Origin of the sequence: Alkalithermobacter paradoxus (assembly GCA_002029295.1) — a bacterium.
GTDB lineage: Bacteria > Bacillota > Clostridia > Peptostreptococcales > Peptostreptococcaceae > Alkalithermobacter > Alkalithermobacter paradoxus.
Genome location: MZGW01000005.1, coordinates 79,655 through 101,538 on the forward strand (window position 1 = coordinate 79,655; position 21,884 = coordinate 101,538).

Sequence of the window (21,884 nt, forward strand, 5' to 3'; positions counted from 1 at the left end):
AATATTATTATATATAACAAAAATAGATGCAATAATTGCATCTATTTTATCTGAGAAACTATGATTTTTAGAGCTTCCAAAACCTTATCAATATCGTTTTTTGTATTAAAGTATCCTATCCCAAATCTAACTGTTCCTTGCTCAAATGTTCCTAGAGTTTTGTGAGCTAAAGGTGCACAGTGTAGACCAGACCTTGTAGCTATATTAAATACAGAGTCTAAAATATAGCTTATCTCAGAAGAATCTTCATTCGATATATTTATAGATACAACTGCACATTGTTTTTTTATATCTTTAGGTCCATATATTTTTATCATATCTATTTCTTTAAGTCCATTGATTAAATAATCTGTAAGTTCTTCTTCATGCTTTCTTATTTTATCTATTCCTTCTTTAAGTATAAATTTTATACCTTCATTTAGTCCTGCAATTCCAGGTGTATTTGGAGTTCCTGATTCATATCTATCTGGAAGAATTTCTGGTTGAGTAAGTTCCTCTGACTTACTTCCTGTTCCACCTTCTTTTAGATGTTTTACATTCAGTCCTTCTCTTATATATAAAATACCTGTTCCTTGAGGTCCCATAAGCCCTTTATGACCAGGAGCTGCTAGCATATCTATATTCATCTTTTGTACATCTATATCGTATACGCCTGCTGTTTGTGCTCCATCTACTAAATATGCTATCCCCATTTCCCTGGCAATTTTGCCTATAGATTCTATATCTACTATAGCCCCACATACATTTGATGCATGAGTTGTAACTATTAATTTTGTATTAGGCTTTATTGCCTTTTTTATATCATCTACATTCAAAATTCCATTTTCATCACACTTTACAATAGTATTTTCTACTCCTATTTTTTCTAAAGACTTTATAGGTCTTATTACAGAGTTGTGCTCTATACTAGTTGTTATTACATGATCTCCACTATTCAAAAATCCTTTTATAACTAGATTCAGTGAGTCTGTTGCATTATATGTGAATATTATATTCATAGGGTTAGGTATATTAAAAAGCTTACATAGATTTTCTCTTGTTTCGTATATAACTCTTCCAGCAGCTAAAGCTAATTTGTGTCCTGATCTGCCTGGATTTGCTCCGTAGTTTTTCATGCAATTTAAAGCTTCGCTGTATACACTTTCTGGCTTTGGAAAAGTTGTAGCTGCATTATCTAAATATATCATATCAACCCCCCTTTACTACCCTTCTAAAATGTGTGCTAATATATTTTCTAGTTCTTGTTCATCATAGTACTCAATTTCTATCTTTCCTTTTTTCTTCCCTTTTAATATATTAACTTTAGTACCAAATATGTTCCTTAACTTTTCTTCTATACTAACAACAAATGGATCTTTCTCTTTATCTCTTTTCTCAACTTTTACTTCTTTCTTTTCTAAAATATTCTTTGCTATATTTTCTGTTTCTCTTACAGATAGACAATTATCTATTACTTTGTTTGCAATTTCAAACTGTAAGTCTTTATCATTTATTCTAAGTAGAGCTTTACCATGTCCAGGAGAAATTTCACCTGATTCTACAAGTTTCAAAACTCTTTCATCTAGATTTAATAGTCTTATAGTATTTGTTATATGTGGTCTACTTTTTCCTACAGCTTGAGATATTTCTTCTTGAGTTACATCATAGTTTTCTATAAGACTTTTATAAGCTAATGCTTCTTCTATAGCATTTAAATCTTCTCTTTGCAAGTTCTCAATTAGTGCTATCTCAGCCACATCTCTTGGTGATAACTCTTTTATAACACATGGAATTTCTTTCAAACCAGCCATCTTAGATGCCCTGAACCTTCTTTCTCCTGCTACTATCATATATCCATTTTCTTCTTTTTTCACAAGAATTGGTTGAAGAACTCCATAGCTTTTTATAGATTGAGATAACATCTCTATTTTTTCTTTATCAAATAGTTTTCTAGGTTGGTTTTCATTTGGATATATCTTGTTTATGCTTATATTTACAATATCTCTTTTTACATCTTCACTTTCAAGCTTACTCTCTATTTTAGGGATAAGTGCACTTAATCCTTTTCCAAGTCTATTCTTTGCCATTTATATCACGTCCTCTTCTAAATCTATAAACTCTTGAGCAAGCTCTGTATAAGCTTCTGCTCCCTTGCATCTTGGATCATAGTATACTATAGGCTTTCCATGGCTAGGGGCTTCGGCAAGTCTAACATTTCTAGGTACAATTGTAGTGTATACGCTTCCTTTGAAGAACCTCTTTACTTCTTCTACAACCTGTATTGAAAGATTTGCTCTTCCATCGAACATGCTAAGAACTACACCTTGTATTTCAAGATTAGGATTTAGACTATTCTTTATAAGTCCTATAGTTTCCATTAGTTGACTTACACCTTCAAGTGCATAGTATTCACACTGTATAGGTATTAACACACTATCAACTGCTGTTAGAGAGTTTATTGTAAGAAGCCCTAATGAAGGAGGACAATCTATAAATATATAATCATAGTCATCTTTTACATCTTTTAGTGCTTTTTTTAGTATGAGCTCTCTATTTTCTATTCCTGTAAGCTCTATTTCTGCACCTGCAAGTTCTGTTGATGATGTAACTATGTGTATATTTTCAAATTCAGTTTCAAGGGTGACTTCTTTTATTCTTTTTTCTCCTAGTAATACATCATATATTGTGTATTCTACTTCGTTTTTGTCAATTCCGAATCCACTTGTTGTATTTCCTTGAGGATCTAAATCTATAACCAAAATTTTCTTTCCTTCTTTTCCTATGCAAGCACTTAAATTTACATTTGTAGTTGTTTTACCAACTCCACCTTTCTGATTGAACACTGCTACTATCTTGCCCATAAATCTTCCCCCTTAATTTTTCATGAACAACTTTTTAAAAAAAGATTACTGATACACCAGTAATCTTATCCTTTTGGAATCTTAACTACAACTTCCACATGATCCCCTTTATCTACTTCCTTATAATTTGCTTTTATGCCAGTGTCAATTATAGCTTTGTATGCGTTTTTTAAGGTATTCAAATATATCTTAAGATTGAGTGATGCCTTTATAGTTTGTTTTTTCTCTGGCTCTTTAGGATTTAGAATTTCATCTAATATATCCTTTATTAGTTTTTCTGTCTTTTTAACTGTTAAGTCATTTTTTATTATAGTATCAAGTACATTCATTCTCAAATTATCATCTGGTAATTTAAGAAGTGCCCTTGCATGTCTTTCAGTAAGATTATTCTCTAAGAGTTTTGACTTAACTTCATCCGAAAGTCTAAGTATTCTAAGTTTATTAGCTATAGTTGATTGATTTTTTCCAAGTTTCTCTGCAAGTTGCTGTTGCGTAAATCCATAATCTTTTATTAGATTATTGTAGCCTTCTGATTCTTCTATAAAATTAAGATCTTCTCTTTGAAGATTCTCAATTAACGCAAGAACAGCAGATGCTTCATCAGTCATATTGTTAACAATTGCAGGTATCGTTTTAAGGCCTGCCATTTTAGAAGCTCTAAATCTTCTTTCTCCTGCAACAAGCTCGTATCTATCGCCTATTTTTCTAACAGTTATTGGCTGAAGTATTCCATATGTCTTTATAGAATCACTCAATTCCTGTAAGCTTGATTGAACGAATGTTCTTCTAGGCTGATATGGATTTGGAATTATATTATCTATGTCTATCTCTAGTATCTTTTTAGGTTCCATATTATCCCCTCTCCAAAAGCAAAGTAGAAAGAACAGAGTCTTCCCTTAAATATTATTTCCCAAGTAATAGTTTCTTCAAAAACACCAATATTCCTTCTATTTTTTTGATATTTTTATAATACATTTTATACTATTTCTCGGGAAATATTATGTTTTTTTGACAAAACACACCTTATTTTATAGGTTCTTTTGATGGTTTTCCAGCTTTTCTAGGATATTTTTTTGGTGTATTTTTTATTTTCTTGAAAACAAGAATAACGTGATTTATGTCTGTATATGGAAGTTTTATATTTATTTTTTCTACAAATTCCATGCCCAAAGTTTGAATAGCTTTTTGACTATCTTTCATTTCCTCATCTGCTGAAGGGCCTTTTAAGCAAATGAAGTGTCCTCCTACTTTGATAAATGGAACGCAGTACTCTAGCAAAACAGCTAAATTAGCTACTGCTCTAGCTGTTGCTATATCATACTTTTCCCTATAATCTGGGTTTTGACCAAAATCTTCTGCTCTTCCATGAACAAATTCAACATCTTTTAATTTAAGATTTGTGCATACTTCTTTTAGGAAGTTAATTCTTTTGTTTAATGAATCTAATAAAGTTAATTTCAAATCTTCTTTATATATCTTAAATGGTACACCAGGAAAACCAGCTCCTGTACCAACATCTATTACTGAATCTCCATTTTTTATATATTGTGTAGTAAAGCAAGATAAAGAATCTATAAAATGCTTTATATATATTTCTTTTTCATCTTCTATAGCTGTTAAATTTATTTTTTTGTTCCATTCTAAAAGCAGTTCTTTGTATGTTTCAAATTTATAAAATAAACTTTCATCAGCGTCAATATTTAACTCTTTAAGTCCATTTATTAGAATCTCTTTATTATTCAACACTCTCACCCCTATTTCTCTTTACTTGTTCAAGATATATTAATAAAACAGATATATCTGCTGGAGAAACTCCTGAAATACGAGAAGCTTGTCCTATAGAAATAGGTTTTATTTCGTTTAGCTTTTGCCTTGCCTCAAGTCTAAGTCCATCTATTTTTGAATAATCCAAATCCTCGCTAAGCTTTTTATTTTCAAGTTTCTTGAACTGCTCTATTTGTTTTAGCTGTTTATCTATATATCCTTCATACTTTATCATTACTTCACACTGCTGCTTTACACTATCTGATAAATTCTTATCTGAGCCTTTTCCTAAATCCTCTATTATTTTATAATTGATTTCCGGCCTTTTTAGTGCATCATGTAGAGAAATTCCTACATTAATAGGAGATGCTCCTAAACTTTCTAAAATTGGATTTAACTCCTTTGGACTTAATCTTTCTTCTTTTAGCCTTTGTATCTCGTTTTCTATATCTTCCTTTTTCTTTTTGAATTTTTCATATCTTTCTTCAGTCACTAGACCAATTTCATACCCTTTTTCTGTAAGCCTTAAATCTGCATTATCTTGTCTTAAATATAATCTATATTCAGATCTTGATGTCATTATTCTGTAAGGCTCTTTAGTACCTTTAGTAACAAGATCATCTATCAAAACTCCTATATAAGCTTCTGATCTATCTAGTATAAATGGTTCTTTTCCTTGTACTCTCAGTGCTGCATTTATACCTGCTATAATTCCCTGAGCTGCTGCTTCTGCATATCCTGATGTTCCATTAAATTGTCCTGCACTAAATAAGTTGTGTACTCCTTTAATTTCTAAAGAAGGTTTAAGTTGTGTTGGATCTATACAGTCATACTCAATAGCGTATGCAGGTCTCATTATTTTGCAATTTTCAAGCCCTGGTACTGATCTATACATTTCTAACTGAACTTCATAAGGAAGTGATGTAGATACTCCTTGTATATACATTTCCTTGGTGTCTAATCCTTCTGGTTCTATAAATATTTGATGAGATGGCTTTTCATTGAATCTAACTACTTTATCTTCTATAGATGGACAATATCTTGGTCCAACACTTTCCATATCTCCTCTATACATTGCTGATCTATTTAAGTTGCTCATTATTATTTCATGTGTCTTTAGAGTTGTTCTAGTTAAATAACATGGTTCATTTCTAGTTTCTAACTCTTCATTGATGAATGAAAATGGAGTTACCTTTATATCTCCTTCTTGAATTTCCATCTTATTTATATCTACGCTATCTCTGTGAACTCTAGCTGGAGTACCAGTTTTGAACCTTCTCATTCTAAGTCCTAGCTTTTCTAAGCTTTGAGTTAGATCTTTAGCATATCCAAGACCATTAGGTCCTTCATTGAAATTTACTTCTCCCATATATATCTTAGACCTTAGGTATACTCCTGTAGCGAGTATAACAGCTTTTGAATGATATACAGCTCCTAACTTTGTAACTACACCTTTTACTACATTATCTTCCGATATTATCTCTACTATCTCATCCATTATTAAGTCTAAGTTTGGCTGATTTTCTAATGTGTTTTTCATTTCTTTATGATATTTATATTTATCTGTTTGAACTCTTAAAGAGTGAACTGCAGCTCCCTTTGCAGTATTTAGCATCTTACTTTGTATAAATGTCTTATCAGCATTTACAGCCATCTCTCCCCCAAGAGCATCTACTTCTCTAACTAGTTGAGATTTTCCTGTTCCTCCTATAGATGGATTGCAAGGCATTAACGCTATAGCATCTAAAGACATTGTTAAAACAAGAGTTTTACATCCCATTCTCGCACTAGCTAATGCTGCTTCACATCCTGCATGGCCTGCTCCAATTACAATTACATCGTAGTTACCTGCATTAAACTTCATAATTTTCCTCCTACGTTTTACAATGTTTCACGAAAAACATACTATTTTCCTATACAGAAATCTCTAAATATTACATCTATCAGATCTTCCGATACTGTATCTCCTGTAACTTCTCCTAAATAGCTCCATACGTTCTTAAAGTCTACGCTAATAAAATCTAAAAACATTTTATCTTTTATAGCAACCATCGCATCATCTAATGATTGTATTGCTTTTTCAAGTGCATTTTTATGTCTAACATTAGTAATCATTAGACTATTGTTTTGTCTTACGTCTCCTTTATAAACCATATTGACTATCTGTTCTTCTAGCTCTTGAATTCCAATTCTTTCTTTAATAGATGTTTTTATTATTCTTTTATTTTCTATATATTCTTTTATCTTTTCTTCGTCTATTTTTGATGGTAAATCCGTTTTATTTATAATAATTATTGCTTTCTTATCTTTTATTTTCTCAATTATATCCATATCTTCTTTTGAAAGCTCTCTTGAAGCATCAAGCATCAATATAACTAAGTCAGCTATTTCGAAGAATTCTTTGGATTTTTCTACTCCTATTTTTTCTACTATATCTTCTGTTTCTCTTATTCCTGCAGTATCTATTATTTTAAGAGGTATGCCTTTTATGTTTACAAACTCCTCTATTATATCTCTAGTTGTACCAGGAATATCAGTAACTATAGCTCTAGATTCTTTAAGTATTGCATTTAAAAGAGATGATTTCCCTACATTTGGTTTACCTATTATAACTGTTTTTAATCCATCTCTCATTATTTTGCCTGTTTCAGCAGTTTCATATAGACTCATCATATCTTTTTTCAGTTCTTGTGCCTTACTATATAAAGTATCGTAAGTTACACTTTCAACTTCTTCTTCCTCAGAAAAGTCAAGAGTAACTTCTATATGTGCAAGTAATTCCGTAACTTTAGTTCTAAATTTTTGAATTTCATAAGAAAGACTTCCTTCTAACTGCCTTTGAGCCATATCATAACTTAAATCTGTTTTGGATCTTATTACATCTATTACAGCTTCAGCTTGAGAAAGATCTATTCTACCATTTAAGAACGCCCTTTTGGTAAATTCTCCAGGTTCTGCTATTCTAGCTCCCTTTCTTAAAACAAGCTCTAGTATTTTCTTTACTGATAAAAATCCTCCATGACAATTAATCTCTATTATATCTTCTCTTGTATAACTATAAGGCCCTTTCATATATGCAACTAAAACCTCATCAATTATCTTATCACCTTCAAATATATGTCCATATACTAATGTTCTTGTGTTGTATTCTTCTATTTTCTTTCCAGATATTGATTTGAATATTTCATTAGATATTTCTAATGACTTATCTCCACTTATCCTAACTATTCCTATACCACCTTCTCCAGGAGATGTTGCAATAGCAGCAATAGTATCATCTATATACAAGTTAATCACCTCTTTAACGGTTGTTGTTTATATAATTATTAGTCTCCAATTTGTATCAATATTATATACACAATAAAAGCAAAAATAAACCCCTACAATGCGTAGGGGATATTTATACAATTTATCTTTTAACAGATATAACTACTCTTCTATTTGGTTCTTCACCTTCACTAATAGTTCTTATAAATCTATCATTTTGAAGAGCTGAGTGAACGATTCTTCTTTCGTACGGATTCATAGGTTCAAGTTTTATATCTTTTCTAGTTTTTACAGCCTGTCTAGCCATCTTATTTGCATATCTAATTAAAGATTCTTCTCTTCTTTGTCTATAGTTTTCTATATCTAGTAGAACTTTTATATGTTTTTCACTACTTTTGTTAACAGCTAAATTTGTTAGAAGTTGAAGAGAGTCTAGGGTTTCTCCTCTTCTTCCTATTAAAATTCCTGTATCTTCTCCATTTAAATCTATCTTGAGTATATCTTCTTCTTGAGTTATATTTATTTTTCCTTCTATACTCATACTTTCTAGTATTTCAGTTAAAAACTTATTGGCTATATCCTTAGGAGTATCTTTAAGTATAACCCTAACTTTAGCTAACTTTCCTCCTATTATACCTAAAAAGCCTTTAGTAGGTTCTTCTAATATCTGAATATCTACATCTTCTTTTTTTGCATTAAGCTCTGATAAGGCCTTATCTACAGCTTCTTCAATAGTTTTCCCTGTCACCTGCAAATCTCTCATTACCCTATTCCTCCTTAACAGCTCCAGGCTTCATTATAAAATATTGTTGAGCAATTTGGAATATATTACTTACAACCCAGTATAAAGTTAAACCTGCTGGAAAACTCTTACCCCACCAAAGTATCATTATAGGGAAAAGGTAAGTCATCATCGCTTGAGTTGGGTCTTTTTTAGATTGACCAGTAGTCATCATAACAGATGATATATATGTTGTTGCACCTGCTAATATAGGCAATATCCATGGAAGCTGTATCCCACCTAACATAATAACGTCTGGATCTGCTAAGTTTGAAAGCCATAAAAATGTAGTATCTATAGCTCTATAAGCTTCCTCTGATCCAAATACATAAACTTCAGGACTTCTAAGTGAACTAAAAAGCCCTATTAGTATAGGAAACTGTATAAGAAGTGGCAAGCAACCTGCCATAGGATTTATCTTATTTTCTTGATAAACTTCCATTACTTTTTGGTTCATCATTTGTTGATCATTTCTATATTTTTCTTTTATTTCATTTATTTTAGGTTGTATCTCCTGCATTACTTTCATAGATTTGCTTTGAGTTAAAGTAAGCGGAAGAAGTGCTAGCTTTACTATCACAGTAAATATTATTATAGCTAGTCCATAATTTCCTACTATATCAAATACTAACTTTAGTAGTGCTCCTAGTGTTTGTGGAATTATATTCAAACTAAAACCCTCCTAGTTATTCATATTTATTAGGTAGAAATCGTTTTTATATGTTTTAATCTAATGGATCATATCCACCTTTATGAAGTGGATTACACTTTAGTATTCTTATACAAGAAATATAAAGCCCCTTAAGGATTCCATACTTTTGTACTGCTTGTATAGAGTACTCAGAGCAAGTAGGATAGAACCTACAAGTTCTCCCTTTTAACGGAGATATGAATTTTTGATAAAACCTCACTATAAATACGTAAAATATTTGTATGTATTTTATCATTAAGTTATCTCCTACTTTAATATTTTAGACTTTTTAAATAAATTGTACATTGAACTTTCTATGCCCTTGTAGTCTAAGTCTTTTGCTCCTACTCTGGATATGAATATAATGTCATAACCTTCTTTTATTTTATCATTATTTAATCTAAAGCTTTCTCTTATAAGCCTTTTTACTCTATTTCTTACAACGCTATTACCAACTTTTTTAGAAACAGAAAAACCTACTCTATTTTGATTTAAATTGTTTTCTAATATATATATCACTAAAGATCTATTAGCAAATGATTTTCCAAGCTTATATACTTTAGTAAAATCAGAAGTCTTTTTCAGGATTCCACTATTATTTAAATTCATCAATGTTTCCTCCACGGCATCTCTTCAAAAAAATTATATAAAAAGGCCACTTAAGAAAGCGACCTTTATATAATTAAGCAGTTAATCTTTTTCTGCCTTTTGCTCTTCTAGCTTTTAATACGTTTCTACCGTTTTTGTTTTTCATTCTTTTTCTGAATCCATGCTCTTTCTTTCTTTGTCTTTTCTTTGGTTGATAAGTTCTTTTCATTGCTAAGACACCACCTTTCTGCTAATGTTTCTATTTTATTATACATTATTTTAATGTTACTTCACTAAAAGTGAGCATACCACAAATAGATTATAAAGGTATTCAAAAGCGTTGTCAATTAGAATTTATAAAGATATCTGTGAATAAATACTCTTACACCTCTATATTTATCTTGTGGATATATTTATATACATCTGTTTATATTGTGGATAATTTTTGATAATCTATTGAAGTTTGAAGGAATATTTGATATTATATTTTTTGCCTGTTGATAAGTTGTATAACTGCATTAATTTTATCTTACTTATCCACAACCTGTTGATAATTCTGTGTATAACTCTATGGTTTTTATGGATATTTTGCTTATTTTCCTATTTTATCATTGTTTATATTTACTATAAAGTTATCAACAACCAAAAAATTATTTTATTTTTTTTCTCATTTTTACATTTTTATACACACATACCCACATGAATTATTTTTTTTTCCACAATTAGTGCTATTATATTCATATTTCTGCATTTATACTCTAAATTTGTTGATAATTCTGTGTATATGTAATAGTAAAAATAGAAAATTAAACTATATAAAATATTTATTAGATCGGAGGATATTCTATGGATTTACTTACCTTATGGGAACATGCCCTTAAACTTATTAAAACTGAACTAACTCCAGCCAGTTTTAATGCTTTTTTTAAACCCATAGAACCAGTCAAAAAAACAGATAATACAATAATTCTATCTGTACCTAATGATTTTGCACGGGGTATTTTAGAAGCTAGATATATGAACCTTATAGAAAATTCTATAAATCAAATATCCTCTTGTAAGTATAAGGTTAAATTTATTTTATATTCTGAGGATATAAAGGTAGAGTCAGTAGAAAGTTCAAAGAGTGAAGCCCCTAAATACTCAAATCTTAATCCTAAATATGTTTTTGATACATTCGTTATAGGAAATAGTAACAGATTTGCTCATGCTGCATGTGTTGCTGTAGCTGAAGCCCCTGCTAGAGCGTACAATCCTTTGTTTATATACGGTGGTGTTGGTCTTGGTAAAACTCACTTGATGCATGCTATCGGTCATCACATATTGAAATTCAATAAAAATGCAAATGTTGTATACGTTTCATCTGAAAAGTTTACAAATGAACTTATTAACTCAATTAAAGATGATAGAAATGAAGAATTTAGAAATAAATACAGAAATGTAGATGTCCTACTAGTTGATGATATTCAGTTTATAGCTGGAAAAGAACGAACTCAGGAAGAATTTTTCCATACATTCAATGCACTTCATGAGGCAAATAAACAAATAATTATTTCTAGCGATAGAACACCAAAAGAAATACCTACACTAGAGGATAGGCTAAGATCTAGATTTGAGATGGGGCTTATAACAGATATACAACCTCCTGATTTTGAGACTAGAATAGCTATTTTAAGAAAAAAAGCTCAAGATGAAAACTTAGATATACCAAATGAAGTTACAGTTCATATAGCAAAAAATATCAAATCCAACATAAGAGAGCTAGAAGGAGCTTTAACAAGAGTAGTTGCTTATTCATCTCTTACAAATAGAGCTATTACTTTTGATCTTGCAATTGAAGCATTGAAAGATATCATGTCTTTATCTAGACCTAGAGAAATAACAGTAAAGTTTATAAAAGAAAAAGTATCAGAGCATCTTAATATAAAAATGGAAGACTTTGATTCTAAAAAAAGAACAAGGGCAATAGCATTTCCTAGACAGATTGCTATGTACTTATGTAGAGAACTTACAGACCTATCTTTACCTAAAATAGGTGAAGAGTTTGGGGGAAGAGATCATACGACTGTAATTCATGCTCACGAAAAAATATCTCAAGACATGGAAACAAGTACAGAGCTAAAGGAAAAAATCGAAAAGATAATAAGAGATCTGAAGGGATAATTATTCACATAAATACGTTGATAACATCTTAATAGATTGTGGACATATTTTTATTGTTTTTTTCATATACTAATATGTTAATAATTCTTATTGTATTATTCACAATGTGTTCACACGCGAACATATTGATATTGGGCTTGTTTATTTACTTATTCACAAATTAACAGGCCCTATTACTATTACTACTATCTTTTTTATATTATTTGTTTATTTTTATGACAAAGGAGGTTATCCACAATGAAGCTTATATCTAGCCAAAGAAAGTTATCCACTGCTATAAATACTGTTCAAAAAGCTGTTTCAAGTAAAAGTACATTACCACTACTAAAAGGAATTCTTATTCAAGCAGTAGATGATAAAATTCAACTAGTTGGAAATGACTTAGAGTTAGGAATTGAATCTTATATAGATGGACAAGTAATAGAAGAAGGATCTATAGTTATAGATTCTAAGCTGTTTGGAGATATTATAAGAAAGCTACCAGATTCATCAGTTGTTATAGAAGTAGATAGCGACAATATGATTCATATAAAATGCGAATCTTCAGATTTTAAAATAAAAGGGCATTGTTCAGATGAATATCCTAAACTACCAGATCTTGATGAAGATAGATTTTATGAAATTCCTGAAGATTTGTTCAAAAATATGATTAAACAAACAGTGTTTGCTATATCTCAAGACGAAACCAAACCTATACTGATGGGAGAACTTCTAGAAATAGAAAACAATAATATTAGTTTGATTGCTATTGATGGATACAGATTAGCTATAAGAAGTGGTCAAATAATTAACAATATTGGAGATATAAAGGTAATAATACCTGGCAAAGCTTTGAATGAAATAAATAGAATTCTTTCAGGAGATGAAGGAAAAAATATAAAAGTTGCATTTACAGACAAACATGCATTATTTTTGATAGATGAAACAAAAATAATTACTAGACTTTTAGAAGGGGAGTTCATAAATTACAAACAGTTGTTACCAAAGGAGTACAACTTAAGAGTTAAAGTACCTACAAAAACACTTTTAAACTGTATTGAAAGAACTTCTCTTCTTGCAAAAGAAGGAAAGAATAATTTAGTCAAATTCTCGATAAGAGATGATATTATGATAGCCACATCTAATTCAGAAATAGGAAATGTTCAAGAAGAAATATTTATAACTCTAGAGGGAGAGGATCTTGATATAGCATTTAATTCAAGATATCTTATAGAGGGATTAAAAGTTATAGAAAGTGAAGAAATATATATAGAATTTACTACGAATGTAAGCCCTTGCATCGTAAAGCCTGAAGATGGCATAAAATATATATACTTATTACTTCCAGTTAGAATATCATCAAGTAGATAAACCCAACAATATTGTTGGGTTTTATATTATTGTTTATGGTATAATATCAGTTATGATAAAATATAGGAGGAATTTGTTGATGATTGAAATTAAGATAACGTCTGAGTTTATAAAGCTAGACCAACTTCTGAAATTAGCAGATATTGCATCAACTGGCGGAGAAGCTAAGATATTGATACAAGAAGAATTAGTATCTGTAAACGGAAATGTAGAAACTCAAAGAGGAAAAAAAATAAAATCTGGGGATATTGTAAAAGTTGAAGGTAGAACCATAAAAGTTATTTAGATAGGAGCTTTATTTGTGTATATAGAAAATTTAAGAATAATAAATTTTAGAAACTACGATGAAGCTTATTTAAAATTCAACAAGCACATAAATTTATTGCTTGGAAGAAATGGACAAGGAAAAACTAATATACTTGAAGCTATTTATATGCTGTCAATAGGAAAATCTTTTAGAACTAATAAAGATGGTGAAATTGTAAAATTTGGAAAGGAAAACTCATATATTGGCGGATCATATGTAAAATATTCTAGGAACAACACTATAGAGATAGGATTAAGGAAAAATAACAAAAAAGGTATAAAGATAAATAAAGTTTCAATAGATAAAATAGGACATATACTAGGAAAGTTTAATGTTGTTGTTTTTTCTCCAGAAGACCTTAGGCTTGTTAAAGAGGGACCATCTGAAAGAAGAAAATTTATAGATAGAGAGATAAGCCAAATAATTCCAAAGTATTACAATCATTTATATAACTACAATAAAATATTAGGGCAAAGAAACAAAGTTTTGAAAAATGTAAATGTAGATGCAGCTTTGCTAGATGTTTTTGATGATTCACTTTCAAATGAAGGTGCTTGGATATATATTTACAGAAGAAGATTTGTAGATAAAATAAAAATGTTGTCAAAACAAATACATGATAAGTTAACTGATGGTGTTGAAAATCTAGATATAAAATATATATCTCAGATAGATATTCAAAGAGATGATAGTCACGAGAGTATTAAGTCTAGATTTTATGAAAAACTAAAAAACAATATTCAAAGTGACATAATGAATAAAGTTACAAAAATTGGGCCACATAGAGATGACATTCAAATAATAATAAATGATCTTGATGTAAAATTATATGGATCTCAAGGACAGCAAAGAACTGCAGCTATTTCACTCAAGCTTTCACAAATAGAGCTTATAAACGAGGAAGTAAAAGAATATCCAGTTGTTTTACTGGATGATATTTTCAGTGAATTAGATGAGAAAAGACAAAAACTCCTAATAGATAGCTTAGGTGAAATTCAGATTTTTATAACTAGTGCAGAAGAAGGACATAAAAAGATTTTTGAAGATAAACAATACGATATTTTTAGAGTGGAAAATGGACAAATTTCTTAAAATATATATTTCCTTAGAAAGGAAGGTTAGTAAATGAGTCAAGAATATGGAGCAAGTCAGATACAGGTACTAGAAGGTCTAGATCCTGTAAGAAAAAGACCAGGAATGTATATAGGCTCAACAGGGCCTAGAGGACTTCATCATTTAGTTTATGAAGTTGTAGATAATAGTATAGATGAGGCTTTAGCGGGATACTGTACAGACATAAATGTATGTCTTGAATCTGATGGGTCTGTGTCTGTATCAGATAATGGTAGAGGTATACCTACAGAAGTTCATCCTCAAACAGGAAAATCTACAGTTGAGACTGTACTTACTGTACTTCATGCAGGAGGAAAGTTTGGAGCTGGAGGTTATAAGGTTTCGGGAGGACTTCATGGTGTTGGGGTTTCAGTTGTTAATGCACTTTCAAATTGGCTTGAAGTTACAGTAAAAAGAGATGGGAAAATTCATTTCCAAAGGTATGAAAAAGGAAATCCTATGACAAATATTGAGGTTATAGGAGAAACTGATGAAAGAGGAACTACGGTAAGATTCAAGCCAGATGAAACTATATTTGAAGAAGTTGAATTCAAATATGAAACACTAGAACATAGGCTTAGAGAGTTAGCATTCCTTAACAAAGGAATAAAGATAACTTTAGAAGACAAAAGAGAAGGATTAGAAAAGAAAAAAGAATTTCTTTATGACGGTGGAATAATAGAGTTTGTAAAACACCTCAATAAAAATAGAGATTCAATACAAGATGAGGTTATTTACTTTGAAAAGAAAGTAGATGATTATCATGTCGAGATATCTATGCAGTATACAGATGGATATACAGAAAATATATATTCATTTGCAAATAATATCAACACTCATGAAGGTGGAAGCCACTTAAGTGGATTTAAGTCTGCCTTAACTAGAGTAGTAAATGACTATGCTAGAAAAAATAATTATATAAAAGAAAAAGATAACAACCTAAGTGGTGAAGATATAAGAGAAGGATTAACTGCCATAATATCAGTAAAACTTCCAGACCCTCAATTTGAAGGGCAAACAAAGACTAAGCTTGGAAATACTGAAGCTAGAAGTATAGTAGAAGGTATAACGTTTGAAGAATTTGGATCATTCCTTGAAGAGAATCCTCAAAGTTCTAGAATAATAGTTGACAAGGGTCTAAGGGCTCAAAGGGCTAGAGAAGCTGCTAAAAAGGCGAGAGAATTAACAAGAAGAAAAGGGGTTTTAGAAAGTACTTCACTGCCAGGAAAACTTGCAGATTGTTCTGAAAAAGATCCTGCTAAAAGTGAGGTTTATTTAGTCGAAGGGGATTCAGCGGGAGGTTCTGCTAAACAAGGAAGAGATAGAAAAACTCAAGCAATACTTCCACTAAGGGGTAAAATTCTTAATGTTGAAAAATCTAGACTGGACAAAATACTAACCTCAGAAGAAATAAGAAATATGATAACTGCATTTGGCTGTGGAATTGGAGATGAGTTTGACCACGATAAGCTTAGATATCATAAAATAGTGATAATGACAGATGCAGATGTTGATGGTGCTCACATAAGAACATTATTACTTACGTTCTTCTTTAGGTATATGAGACCGCTTGTAGACAATGGATATGTATATATAGCCCAGCCACCGTTATACAAGGTCAAAAAAGGTAAATCTGAACACTATGTTTATTCAGATAAAGAGCTTAACAAACTATTATCTGAAATTGGAAGAGATGGTATAACTCTTCAAAGATATAAAGGTCTTGGAGAGATGAACCCAGAACAATTATGGGAAACTACTATGAACCCTGAAACTAGAACATTACTTCAAGTTTCTATAGAGGATGCAGCAATAGCAGATGAAATATTCACTATGCTTATGGGAGATAAGGTAGAACCTAGAAGAAACTTTATTCAGGAAAATGCAAAATATGCGAAAAATCTAGACGTATAGTTATTAGTTATATTGAAAAATATTCATAGAAAGGGGATATTTGAGTGATTGAAGAAAATGAAAAGATAGTCCCTATCGAAATAGAAGACGAGATGAGAAAGTCCTACATAGACTATGCTATGAGTGTAATTGTAGGACGTGCACTCCCGGATGTAAGAGATGGACTTAAGCCTGTACACAGAAGAATACTTTATGCTATGAATGAACTTAACATGACTCCAGATAAGCCTTACAGAAAATCTGCTCGTCTTGTTGGGGACGTTTTAGGTAAGTATCACCCACATGGAGATACAGCCGTTTATGATGCTATGGTTAGAATGGCACAAGATTTTTCAACTAGATATCTTTTAGTAGATGGTCACGGAAACTTCGGATCTATAGACGGCGATGGAGCAGCAGCTATGCGTTATACTGAGGCTAGAATGTCAAAGCTTGCACTTGAGCTTTTGAGAGATATAGATAAAGAAACAGTAGATTTTGCTCCTAACTTTGACGAAACTTTAAAAGAGCCATCTGTACTTCCATCTAAATATCCTAACTTATTAGTGAACGGATCAAATGGTATAGCTGTAGGTATGGCAACGTCAATACCACCTCACAACCTAGGAGAAGTTATAGATGGAGTTGTTCACCTTATAGACAATCCGGACTGTGAAGTAGAAGATTTAATGAGGCATATAAAAGGCCCTGATTTCCCTACTGGTGCTACTATTATGGGTAAAGAGAATATAGTATCTGCATATAAAACAGGTAGAGGAAAAGTAAAAATAAGAGCAAAGGCATATATTGAAGAATTAGGAAAAGGCAAAAGTCAGATTGTAATTACAGAAATACCTTATCAAGTAAATAAGTCTAAACTTATAGAGAAGATAGCAGACTTAGTTAGAGACAAAAAGGTAGAAGGTATATCAGATATAAGAGATGAAAGTGATAGAACAGGAATGAGGATAGTTATAGAGCTTAAAAGAGATGCTAACTCAAACATAGTTCTCAATAAGCTATATAAGCACTCTCAGCTAGAAGATACATTTAGTATAATAATGCTTGCTTTAGTTGATGGAGAACCTAAGGTTCTTAACCTAAAGAAAATGCTTTACCACTATCTAGAGCATCAAAAGGATGTTGTAACTAGAAGAACTAAATTTGAATTAAAGAAAGCTGAGGAAAGAGCCCATATATTAGAAGGATTTAAAATAGCTTTAGATAACATAGATGAAGTTATAAGCTTAATTAGAAGCTCTCAAAATTCTCAAGAAGCTAAGTTAGGGCTTATGAATAAGTTCAAACTGAGTGAAGTTCAATCACAAGCAATACTTGATATGAGGCTTCATAGACTTACAGGTTTAGAAAGAGAAAAAATAGAGTCAGAGTATAGAGAAATAATAGAAAAGATAAAAGAATTAAAAGAAATACTTGCAGATGAAAGCTTGCTGCTTTCTGTAATAAAAAATGAAATACTAAGTGTTAAGCAAAAGTATAGTGATGAAAGAAGAACTGATATAAAAGCTTCAGAAGGTGAAATAGATATAAAAGATCTTATAGAAGATGAGGAAATAGCTATAACTTTGACACACCTAGGATATATAAAAAGGCTTCCAGCAGACACTTACAAAACTCAAAACAGAGGCGGAAAAGGAATTTCTGCATTAACAACTAGAGAAGAAGATTTTGTAAAACACCTTATAATAACATCTACACATAGCAGTATACTATTCTTCACTAACAAAGGAAGAGTATACAAAATAAATGCGTATGAAATAGGTGAAGGAAAAAGACAAGCTAAAGGAACAGCTATTGTAAATCTAATTCCTCTAGATAAAGAGGAAAAGATAACAGCTTTAATACCTGTAAAAGAAAACCAAAATGATAAATACCTAGTTTTATGCACTAAAAACGGAACTATAAAGAAAACAGACCTTGAAGAATTTGGAAAGATGAAGAAAAATGGATTGATAGCAATAAACTTAAGAGAAGAAGATGAACTTATAGGAGTAAAACTTACTAATGGAAAAGAGGAAATAGTATTAGTTACTAGAAATGGACTAGCTATAAGATTTGATGAAAAAGACATAAGAGACATGGGAAGAAATGCTATGGGTGTTAAAGGTATTAACCTAAATAGTAAAGACCATGTAGTTGCTATGGATTTATGTAGAGAAGGAAATGAACTTTTAATAGTAAGCGAAAAAGGATATGGAAAGAGAACTGACATATCTGAGTATAAGCTACAAAATAGAGGTGGAAAAGGTCTAAAAACTTATAATGTTACAGATAAAACTGGACTTTTAGTTGGAGCTAAGATGGTAAAACAAGATGATGAAATTATGCTTTTAAATACTGATGGAGTTTTAATAAGACTTAAAGTTCAAGATATATCAGTTTTAGGAAGAGTTACAAGTGGAGTTAAGTTAATGAGAACTCAAGAAGAAACATATATTGTATCTGTAGCTAAAATAGTCACTGAAGAATAGGGTATATATCCTATTCTTTTTTTTGTTACTATTATGAAAAAATTAGTATTTATGATAAAATATTATAAAACAAATAAAGAGGTGAAAATTATGTCCAGAAGATGTAGATATTTTTTATTTGGTGGAATAGTAGGATCATTGATAGCATTGCTACTCACACCTAAAACTGGAAAAGAAACAAGAGAAGTTATAATGGAAAAAACAAGAGATATTGTAAATAATCCTGAAGATTTCAAGATGAATTTAAAGTACAAACTAAAAAACATAATAAGAAGCATCTATTTTGAAAATGAAATAGTTAGTTCTGAGAATGAAATAATAATAAGCAAAGAATTCAAAGAAGAGGAAGTTGAATAGATATGATACTGAATATATGGGAAATAGGAGTGCTTCTTATAGGAATAGGATTTTTGATAGTATCTATAAAATTTGCAATGACTTTGAAAAGTGCAGACATTGTAATAAAAAGAATTGATAAAATACTACAAAGTAGTGAAGGAAATATAGAAAATATATTAGATGGAATAGAAAGTATAACAGGAATAATAACTACTATTATGAGGATAGTTCCTGGTACTGTAAATGTTATATCAGGAGTTAGATTATTTGCTGGATTTATAGACAAAACCAAAAAGAATAGGGGTGGAAAGAATGTCTCTTATAATAAATAAAAGTTTCGATAATAACAATAATGTCTGGAATGTATCTTTGATAGGAGAAGTTGATATATATACTTCTTCAGAATTTAAATCCTCACTTATCGAAATGATTCAAGATAAACAAGTAGATATAAGAATAGATGCATCTAGTCTTGATTATATAGATTCAACAGGATTAGGAATATTAATTGGAATACTAAAAAGATTAAAAGAAGAAGAAAAGGATATATATATAATTAGTCCTAAGAAGAATATAGAGAAATTACTTTCTATAACAGGATTAGATAAAATATTTAGGCTGGAGGGATAATTCAAATGTTAATGACTACCGATGAATTTAAATGTAACACATTAGATTCATTAACTATAATATCGCCTAGCAAGGGTGAATATGTTGGAGTTATAAGACTTACTGTTTCTGGGATAGCAAATAGAATGGGGTTTGATATTGAGCAAATAGAGGATATAAAAGTTGCTGTAGCTGAAGCCTGTACAAATGTAATAACTCATAGCAGATCTAACGAATTTAAAGTTGTATTTGGAATATATGAAGATAAATTAGAAATACAAGTAAAAGACAATGGGAAGGGATATGAAGTAGAAAAAATAAAGGAACCTAACTTATCTGATCCAAAAGAGAGTGGACTAGGTATATTTATAATTAAAAGTCTTATGGACGAGGTAGAGATTATATCTAATGTTGATAGTGGAACTGAAGTTAAAATGATTAAATATTTAGGGGTTGATATTTGATGAGAGATGTAGCAGGGGCTACAAAAGGTAATTTACCACTTGAGAGCTTGAGTGATAAAGAATTATTTCTACTTTATAGGCAAGAAAATGATAAAAATATAAGAAATATATTGGTGGAGAGATATTTATATATAGTAGATATACTCGCAAAAAAATATATAAATAAGGGTGTTGAATATGAAGATATACACCAAGTTGGATCCTTAGGACTAATTTATGCCATAGAAAGATTCGATATAGATAAGGGATTTGAATTCTCAAGTTTTGCAACACCCACAATAATTGGAGAGATAAAGAAATATTTCAGAGATAAAGGGTGGGCTATAAGAGTACCAAGAAGAATACAAGAATTATCAAGAAAAGTAACCCAAGCAAAAAACCACCTTGAACAAGAAAATCAAAAAACTCCTAAGATTATAGATATAGCTAACTTTTTAGGGTGTACTGAAGAGGAAGTTTTAGAAGCTATGGATGCATCTTATGTATATTCTCTAAAATCACTAGATGCTAACTATGAATCTGAAAAAGATGGAAAAGAAGTTCAAATAGTAGACTCTATAGGATATGAAGATAGAAATTTTGACTTTATAGAAAACAAGGATTTCTTAGAAAAAGTAATGCAAAAACTAAATGATACTGAGAAAAAAATGATAGTAAGTAGATTTGTGGAGAATAAGACACAGATGACAATAGCATCTGAAATGGGGGTATCACAAATGACTGTTTCGAGAATGGAAAAGAAGATACTTTCTAAAATTAAAAAAGAATATGAAAAAACCTAAAAAAGTGTTGACGATAGTTTAAAATGATGATATAGTATTACTTGTCCTTGAGAAAAGGACAAAAGAACATTGAAAATTAAACAGCAGACGAATAGTAATTCAATTAACCATAAAGTCAGCTCATATGAGCCAAATTATTTTTGAGAGTTTGATCCTGGCTCAGGATGAACGCTGGCGGCGTGCCTAACACATGCAAGTCGAGCGGAGAAAAATTAGCTTGCTAATTTTTCTCAGCGGCGGACGGGTGAGTAACGCGTGGGTAACCTGCCCTGTACACTTGGATAACACACCGAAAGGTGTGCTAATACAAGATAATATCAAAGGAAGGCATCTTCTTTTGATCAAAGCTTTTGCGGTACAGGATGGACCCGCGTCCCATTAGCTAGTTGGTGGGGTAATGGCCTACCAAGGCGACGATGGGTAGCCGACCTGAGAGGGTGA

23 protein-coding genes and 1 rRNA gene are annotated in these 21,884 nt (G+C 30.8%); 12 read left to right on the forward strand and 12 right to left on the reverse strand.

The genetic code is table 11. The annotated features are described in order from the left end of the window. Positions 1–41 precede the first annotated feature (41 nt). The 12 genes from CLOTH_RS07470 to rpmH all read right to left on the reverse strand — a co-directional run bounded on the left by CLOTH_RS07470 (position 42) and on the right by rpmH (position 10,160). On the reverse strand, positions 42–1,187 hold the full coding sequence (locus CLOTH_RS07470) for an aminotransferase class V-fold PLP-dependent enzyme (RefSeq protein ID WP_079412694.1): 1,146 nt from the start codon (positions 1,185–1,187) through the stop codon (positions 42–44). A 15-nt stretch (positions 1,188–1,202) separates the two neighbouring features. After that, positions 1,203–2,066 (reverse strand): ParB/RepB/Spo0J family partition protein, encoded by an 864-nt coding sequence (locus CLOTH_RS07475; protein WP_079412696.1) that lies wholly within the window; start codon positions 2,064–2,066, stop codon positions 1,203–1,205. Then, a complete protein-coding gene (locus CLOTH_RS07480) occupies positions 2,067–2,840 on the reverse strand; it encodes a ParA family protein (RefSeq protein ID WP_079412698.1) in 774 nt (257 codons plus the stop codon). It abuts the gene before it with no gap. A gap of 65 nt (positions 2,841–2,905) precedes the next feature. Then, positions 2,906–3,691: a nucleoid occlusion protein gene (gene noc / locus CLOTH_RS07485; RefSeq protein ID WP_079412700.1), complete on the reverse strand. Its 786-nt coding sequence runs from the start codon at positions 3,689–3,691 to the stop codon at positions 2,906–2,908. Positions 3,692–3,863: 172 nt separating this feature from the next. Further along, positions 3,864–4,583: a 16S rRNA (guanine(527)-N(7))-methyltransferase RsmG gene (gene rsmG / locus CLOTH_RS07490; protein WP_079412702.1), complete on the reverse strand. Its 720-nt coding sequence runs from the start codon at positions 4,581–4,583 to the stop codon at positions 3,864–3,866. Continuing rightward, positions 4,576–6,468, reverse strand: a complete 1,893-nt coding sequence (gene mnmG, locus CLOTH_RS07495; protein ID WP_079412704.1) for a tRNA uridine-5-carboxymethylaminomethyl(34) synthesis enzyme MnmG — start codon at positions 6,466–6,468, stop codon at positions 4,576–4,578. The genes rsmG and mnmG overlap by 8 nt, the downstream gene beginning before the upstream one ends. Before the next feature lie 41 nt (positions 6,469–6,509). Next, positions 6,510–7,892 (reverse strand): tRNA uridine-5-carboxymethylaminomethyl(34) synthesis GTPase MnmE, encoded by a 1,383-nt coding sequence (gene mnmE / locus CLOTH_RS07500; RefSeq protein WP_079412706.1) that lies wholly within the window; start codon positions 7,890–7,892, stop codon positions 6,510–6,512. A gap of 121 nt (positions 7,893–8,013) precedes the next feature. Further along, complete coding sequence (gene jag / locus CLOTH_RS07505) at positions 8,014–8,634, reverse strand: RNA-binding cell elongation regulator Jag/EloR (RefSeq protein ID WP_079412708.1); 621 nt, start codon at positions 8,632–8,634, stop codon at positions 8,014–8,016. A 4-nt stretch (positions 8,635–8,638) separates the two neighbouring features. Continuing rightward, positions 8,639–9,322, reverse strand: coding sequence for a YidC/Oxa1 family membrane protein insertase (locus tag CLOTH_RS07510; RefSeq protein WP_079412710.1), 684 nt, complete (start codon positions 9,320–9,322; stop codon positions 8,639–8,641). Positions 9,323–9,377: 55 nt separating this feature from the next. Beyond that, on the reverse strand, positions 9,378–9,599 hold the full coding sequence (gene yidD / locus CLOTH_RS07515) for a membrane protein insertion efficiency factor YidD (protein WP_079412712.1): 222 nt from the start codon (positions 9,597–9,599) through the stop codon (positions 9,378–9,380). An 11-nt stretch (positions 9,600–9,610) separates the two neighbouring features. Continuing rightward, on the reverse strand, positions 9,611–9,952 hold the full coding sequence (rnpA, locus tag CLOTH_RS07520) for a ribonuclease P protein component (RefSeq protein WP_079412714.1): 342 nt from the start codon (positions 9,950–9,952) through the stop codon (positions 9,611–9,613). A 73-nt stretch (positions 9,953–10,025) separates the two neighbouring features. Next, the gene (rpmH, locus tag CLOTH_RS07525) at positions 10,026–10,160 is read right to left on the reverse strand and encodes a 50S ribosomal protein L34 (RefSeq protein ID WP_066072151.1); all 135 of its coding nucleotides are present in this window, start codon (positions 10,158–10,160) and stop codon (positions 10,026–10,028) included. 617 nt (positions 10,161–10,777) lie between these two features. Here rpmH and dnaA point away from each other — a divergent pair. The 12 genes from dnaA to CLOTH_RS07585 all read left to right on the forward strand — a co-directional run. After that, on the forward strand, positions 10,778–12,094 hold the full coding sequence (dnaA, locus tag CLOTH_RS07530) for a chromosomal replication initiator protein DnaA (RefSeq protein WP_079412715.1): 1,317 nt from the start codon (positions 10,778–10,780) through the stop codon (positions 12,092–12,094). A gap of 237 nt (positions 12,095–12,331) precedes the next feature. Continuing rightward, on the forward strand, positions 12,332–13,444 hold the full coding sequence (gene dnaN / locus CLOTH_RS07535) for a DNA polymerase III subunit beta (RefSeq protein ID WP_079412717.1): 1,113 nt from the start codon (positions 12,332–12,334) through the stop codon (positions 13,442–13,444). Between the two features lie 79 nt (positions 13,445–13,523). Next, positions 13,524–13,730, forward strand: a complete 207-nt coding sequence (locus CLOTH_RS07540) for an RNA-binding S4 domain-containing protein (protein ID WP_079412719.1) — start codon at positions 13,524–13,526, stop codon at positions 13,728–13,730. A 15-nt stretch (positions 13,731–13,745) separates the two neighbouring features. After that, complete coding sequence (gene recF / locus CLOTH_RS07545) at positions 13,746–14,843, forward strand: DNA replication/repair protein RecF (protein WP_079412721.1); 1,098 nt, start codon at positions 13,746–13,748, stop codon at positions 14,841–14,843. Positions 14,844–14,876: 33 nt separating this feature from the next. Then, positions 14,877–16,778, forward strand: coding sequence for a DNA topoisomerase (ATP-hydrolyzing) subunit B (gene gyrB / locus CLOTH_RS07550; RefSeq protein WP_079412723.1), 1,902 nt, complete (start codon positions 14,877–14,879; stop codon positions 16,776–16,778). A gap of 47 nt (positions 16,779–16,825) precedes the next feature. After that, the gene (gyrA, locus tag CLOTH_RS07555) at positions 16,826–19,249 is read left to right on the forward strand and encodes a DNA gyrase subunit A (RefSeq protein ID WP_079412738.1); all 2,424 of its coding nucleotides are present in this window, start codon (positions 16,826–16,828) and stop codon (positions 19,247–19,249) included. A gap of 90 nt (positions 19,250–19,339) precedes the next feature. Then, on the forward strand, positions 19,340–19,606 hold the full coding sequence (locus CLOTH_RS07560; protein WP_158080487.1) for a YtxH domain-containing protein: 267 nt from the start codon (positions 19,340–19,342) through the stop codon (positions 19,604–19,606). 2 nt (positions 19,607–19,608) lie between these two features. Further along, on the forward strand, positions 19,609–19,920 hold the full coding sequence (locus tag CLOTH_RS07565) for a hypothetical protein (RefSeq protein ID WP_079412727.1): 312 nt from the start codon (positions 19,609–19,611) through the stop codon (positions 19,918–19,920). Further along, the gene (locus CLOTH_RS07570) at positions 19,901–20,218 is read left to right on the forward strand and encodes an STAS domain-containing protein (RefSeq protein WP_079412729.1); all 318 of its coding nucleotides are present in this window, start codon (positions 19,901–19,903) and stop codon (positions 20,216–20,218) included. The genes CLOTH_RS07565 and CLOTH_RS07570 overlap by 20 nt, the downstream gene beginning before the upstream one ends. Before the next feature lie 11 nt (positions 20,219–20,229). Beyond that, a complete protein-coding gene (locus CLOTH_RS07575) occupies positions 20,230–20,661 on the forward strand; it encodes an ATP-binding protein (protein ID WP_079412740.1) in 432 nt (143 codons plus the stop codon). Then, positions 20,661–21,443 (forward strand): SigB/SigF/SigG family RNA polymerase sigma factor, encoded by a 783-nt coding sequence (locus CLOTH_RS07580; protein WP_079412731.1) that lies wholly within the window; start codon positions 20,661–20,663, stop codon positions 21,441–21,443. Before CLOTH_RS07575 ends, CLOTH_RS07580 begins: the two co-directional genes overlap by 1 nt. Before the next feature lie 136 nt (positions 21,444–21,579). Continuing rightward, positions 21,580–21,884 (forward strand): 16S ribosomal RNA (locus CLOTH_RS07585); the annotation flags it as partial.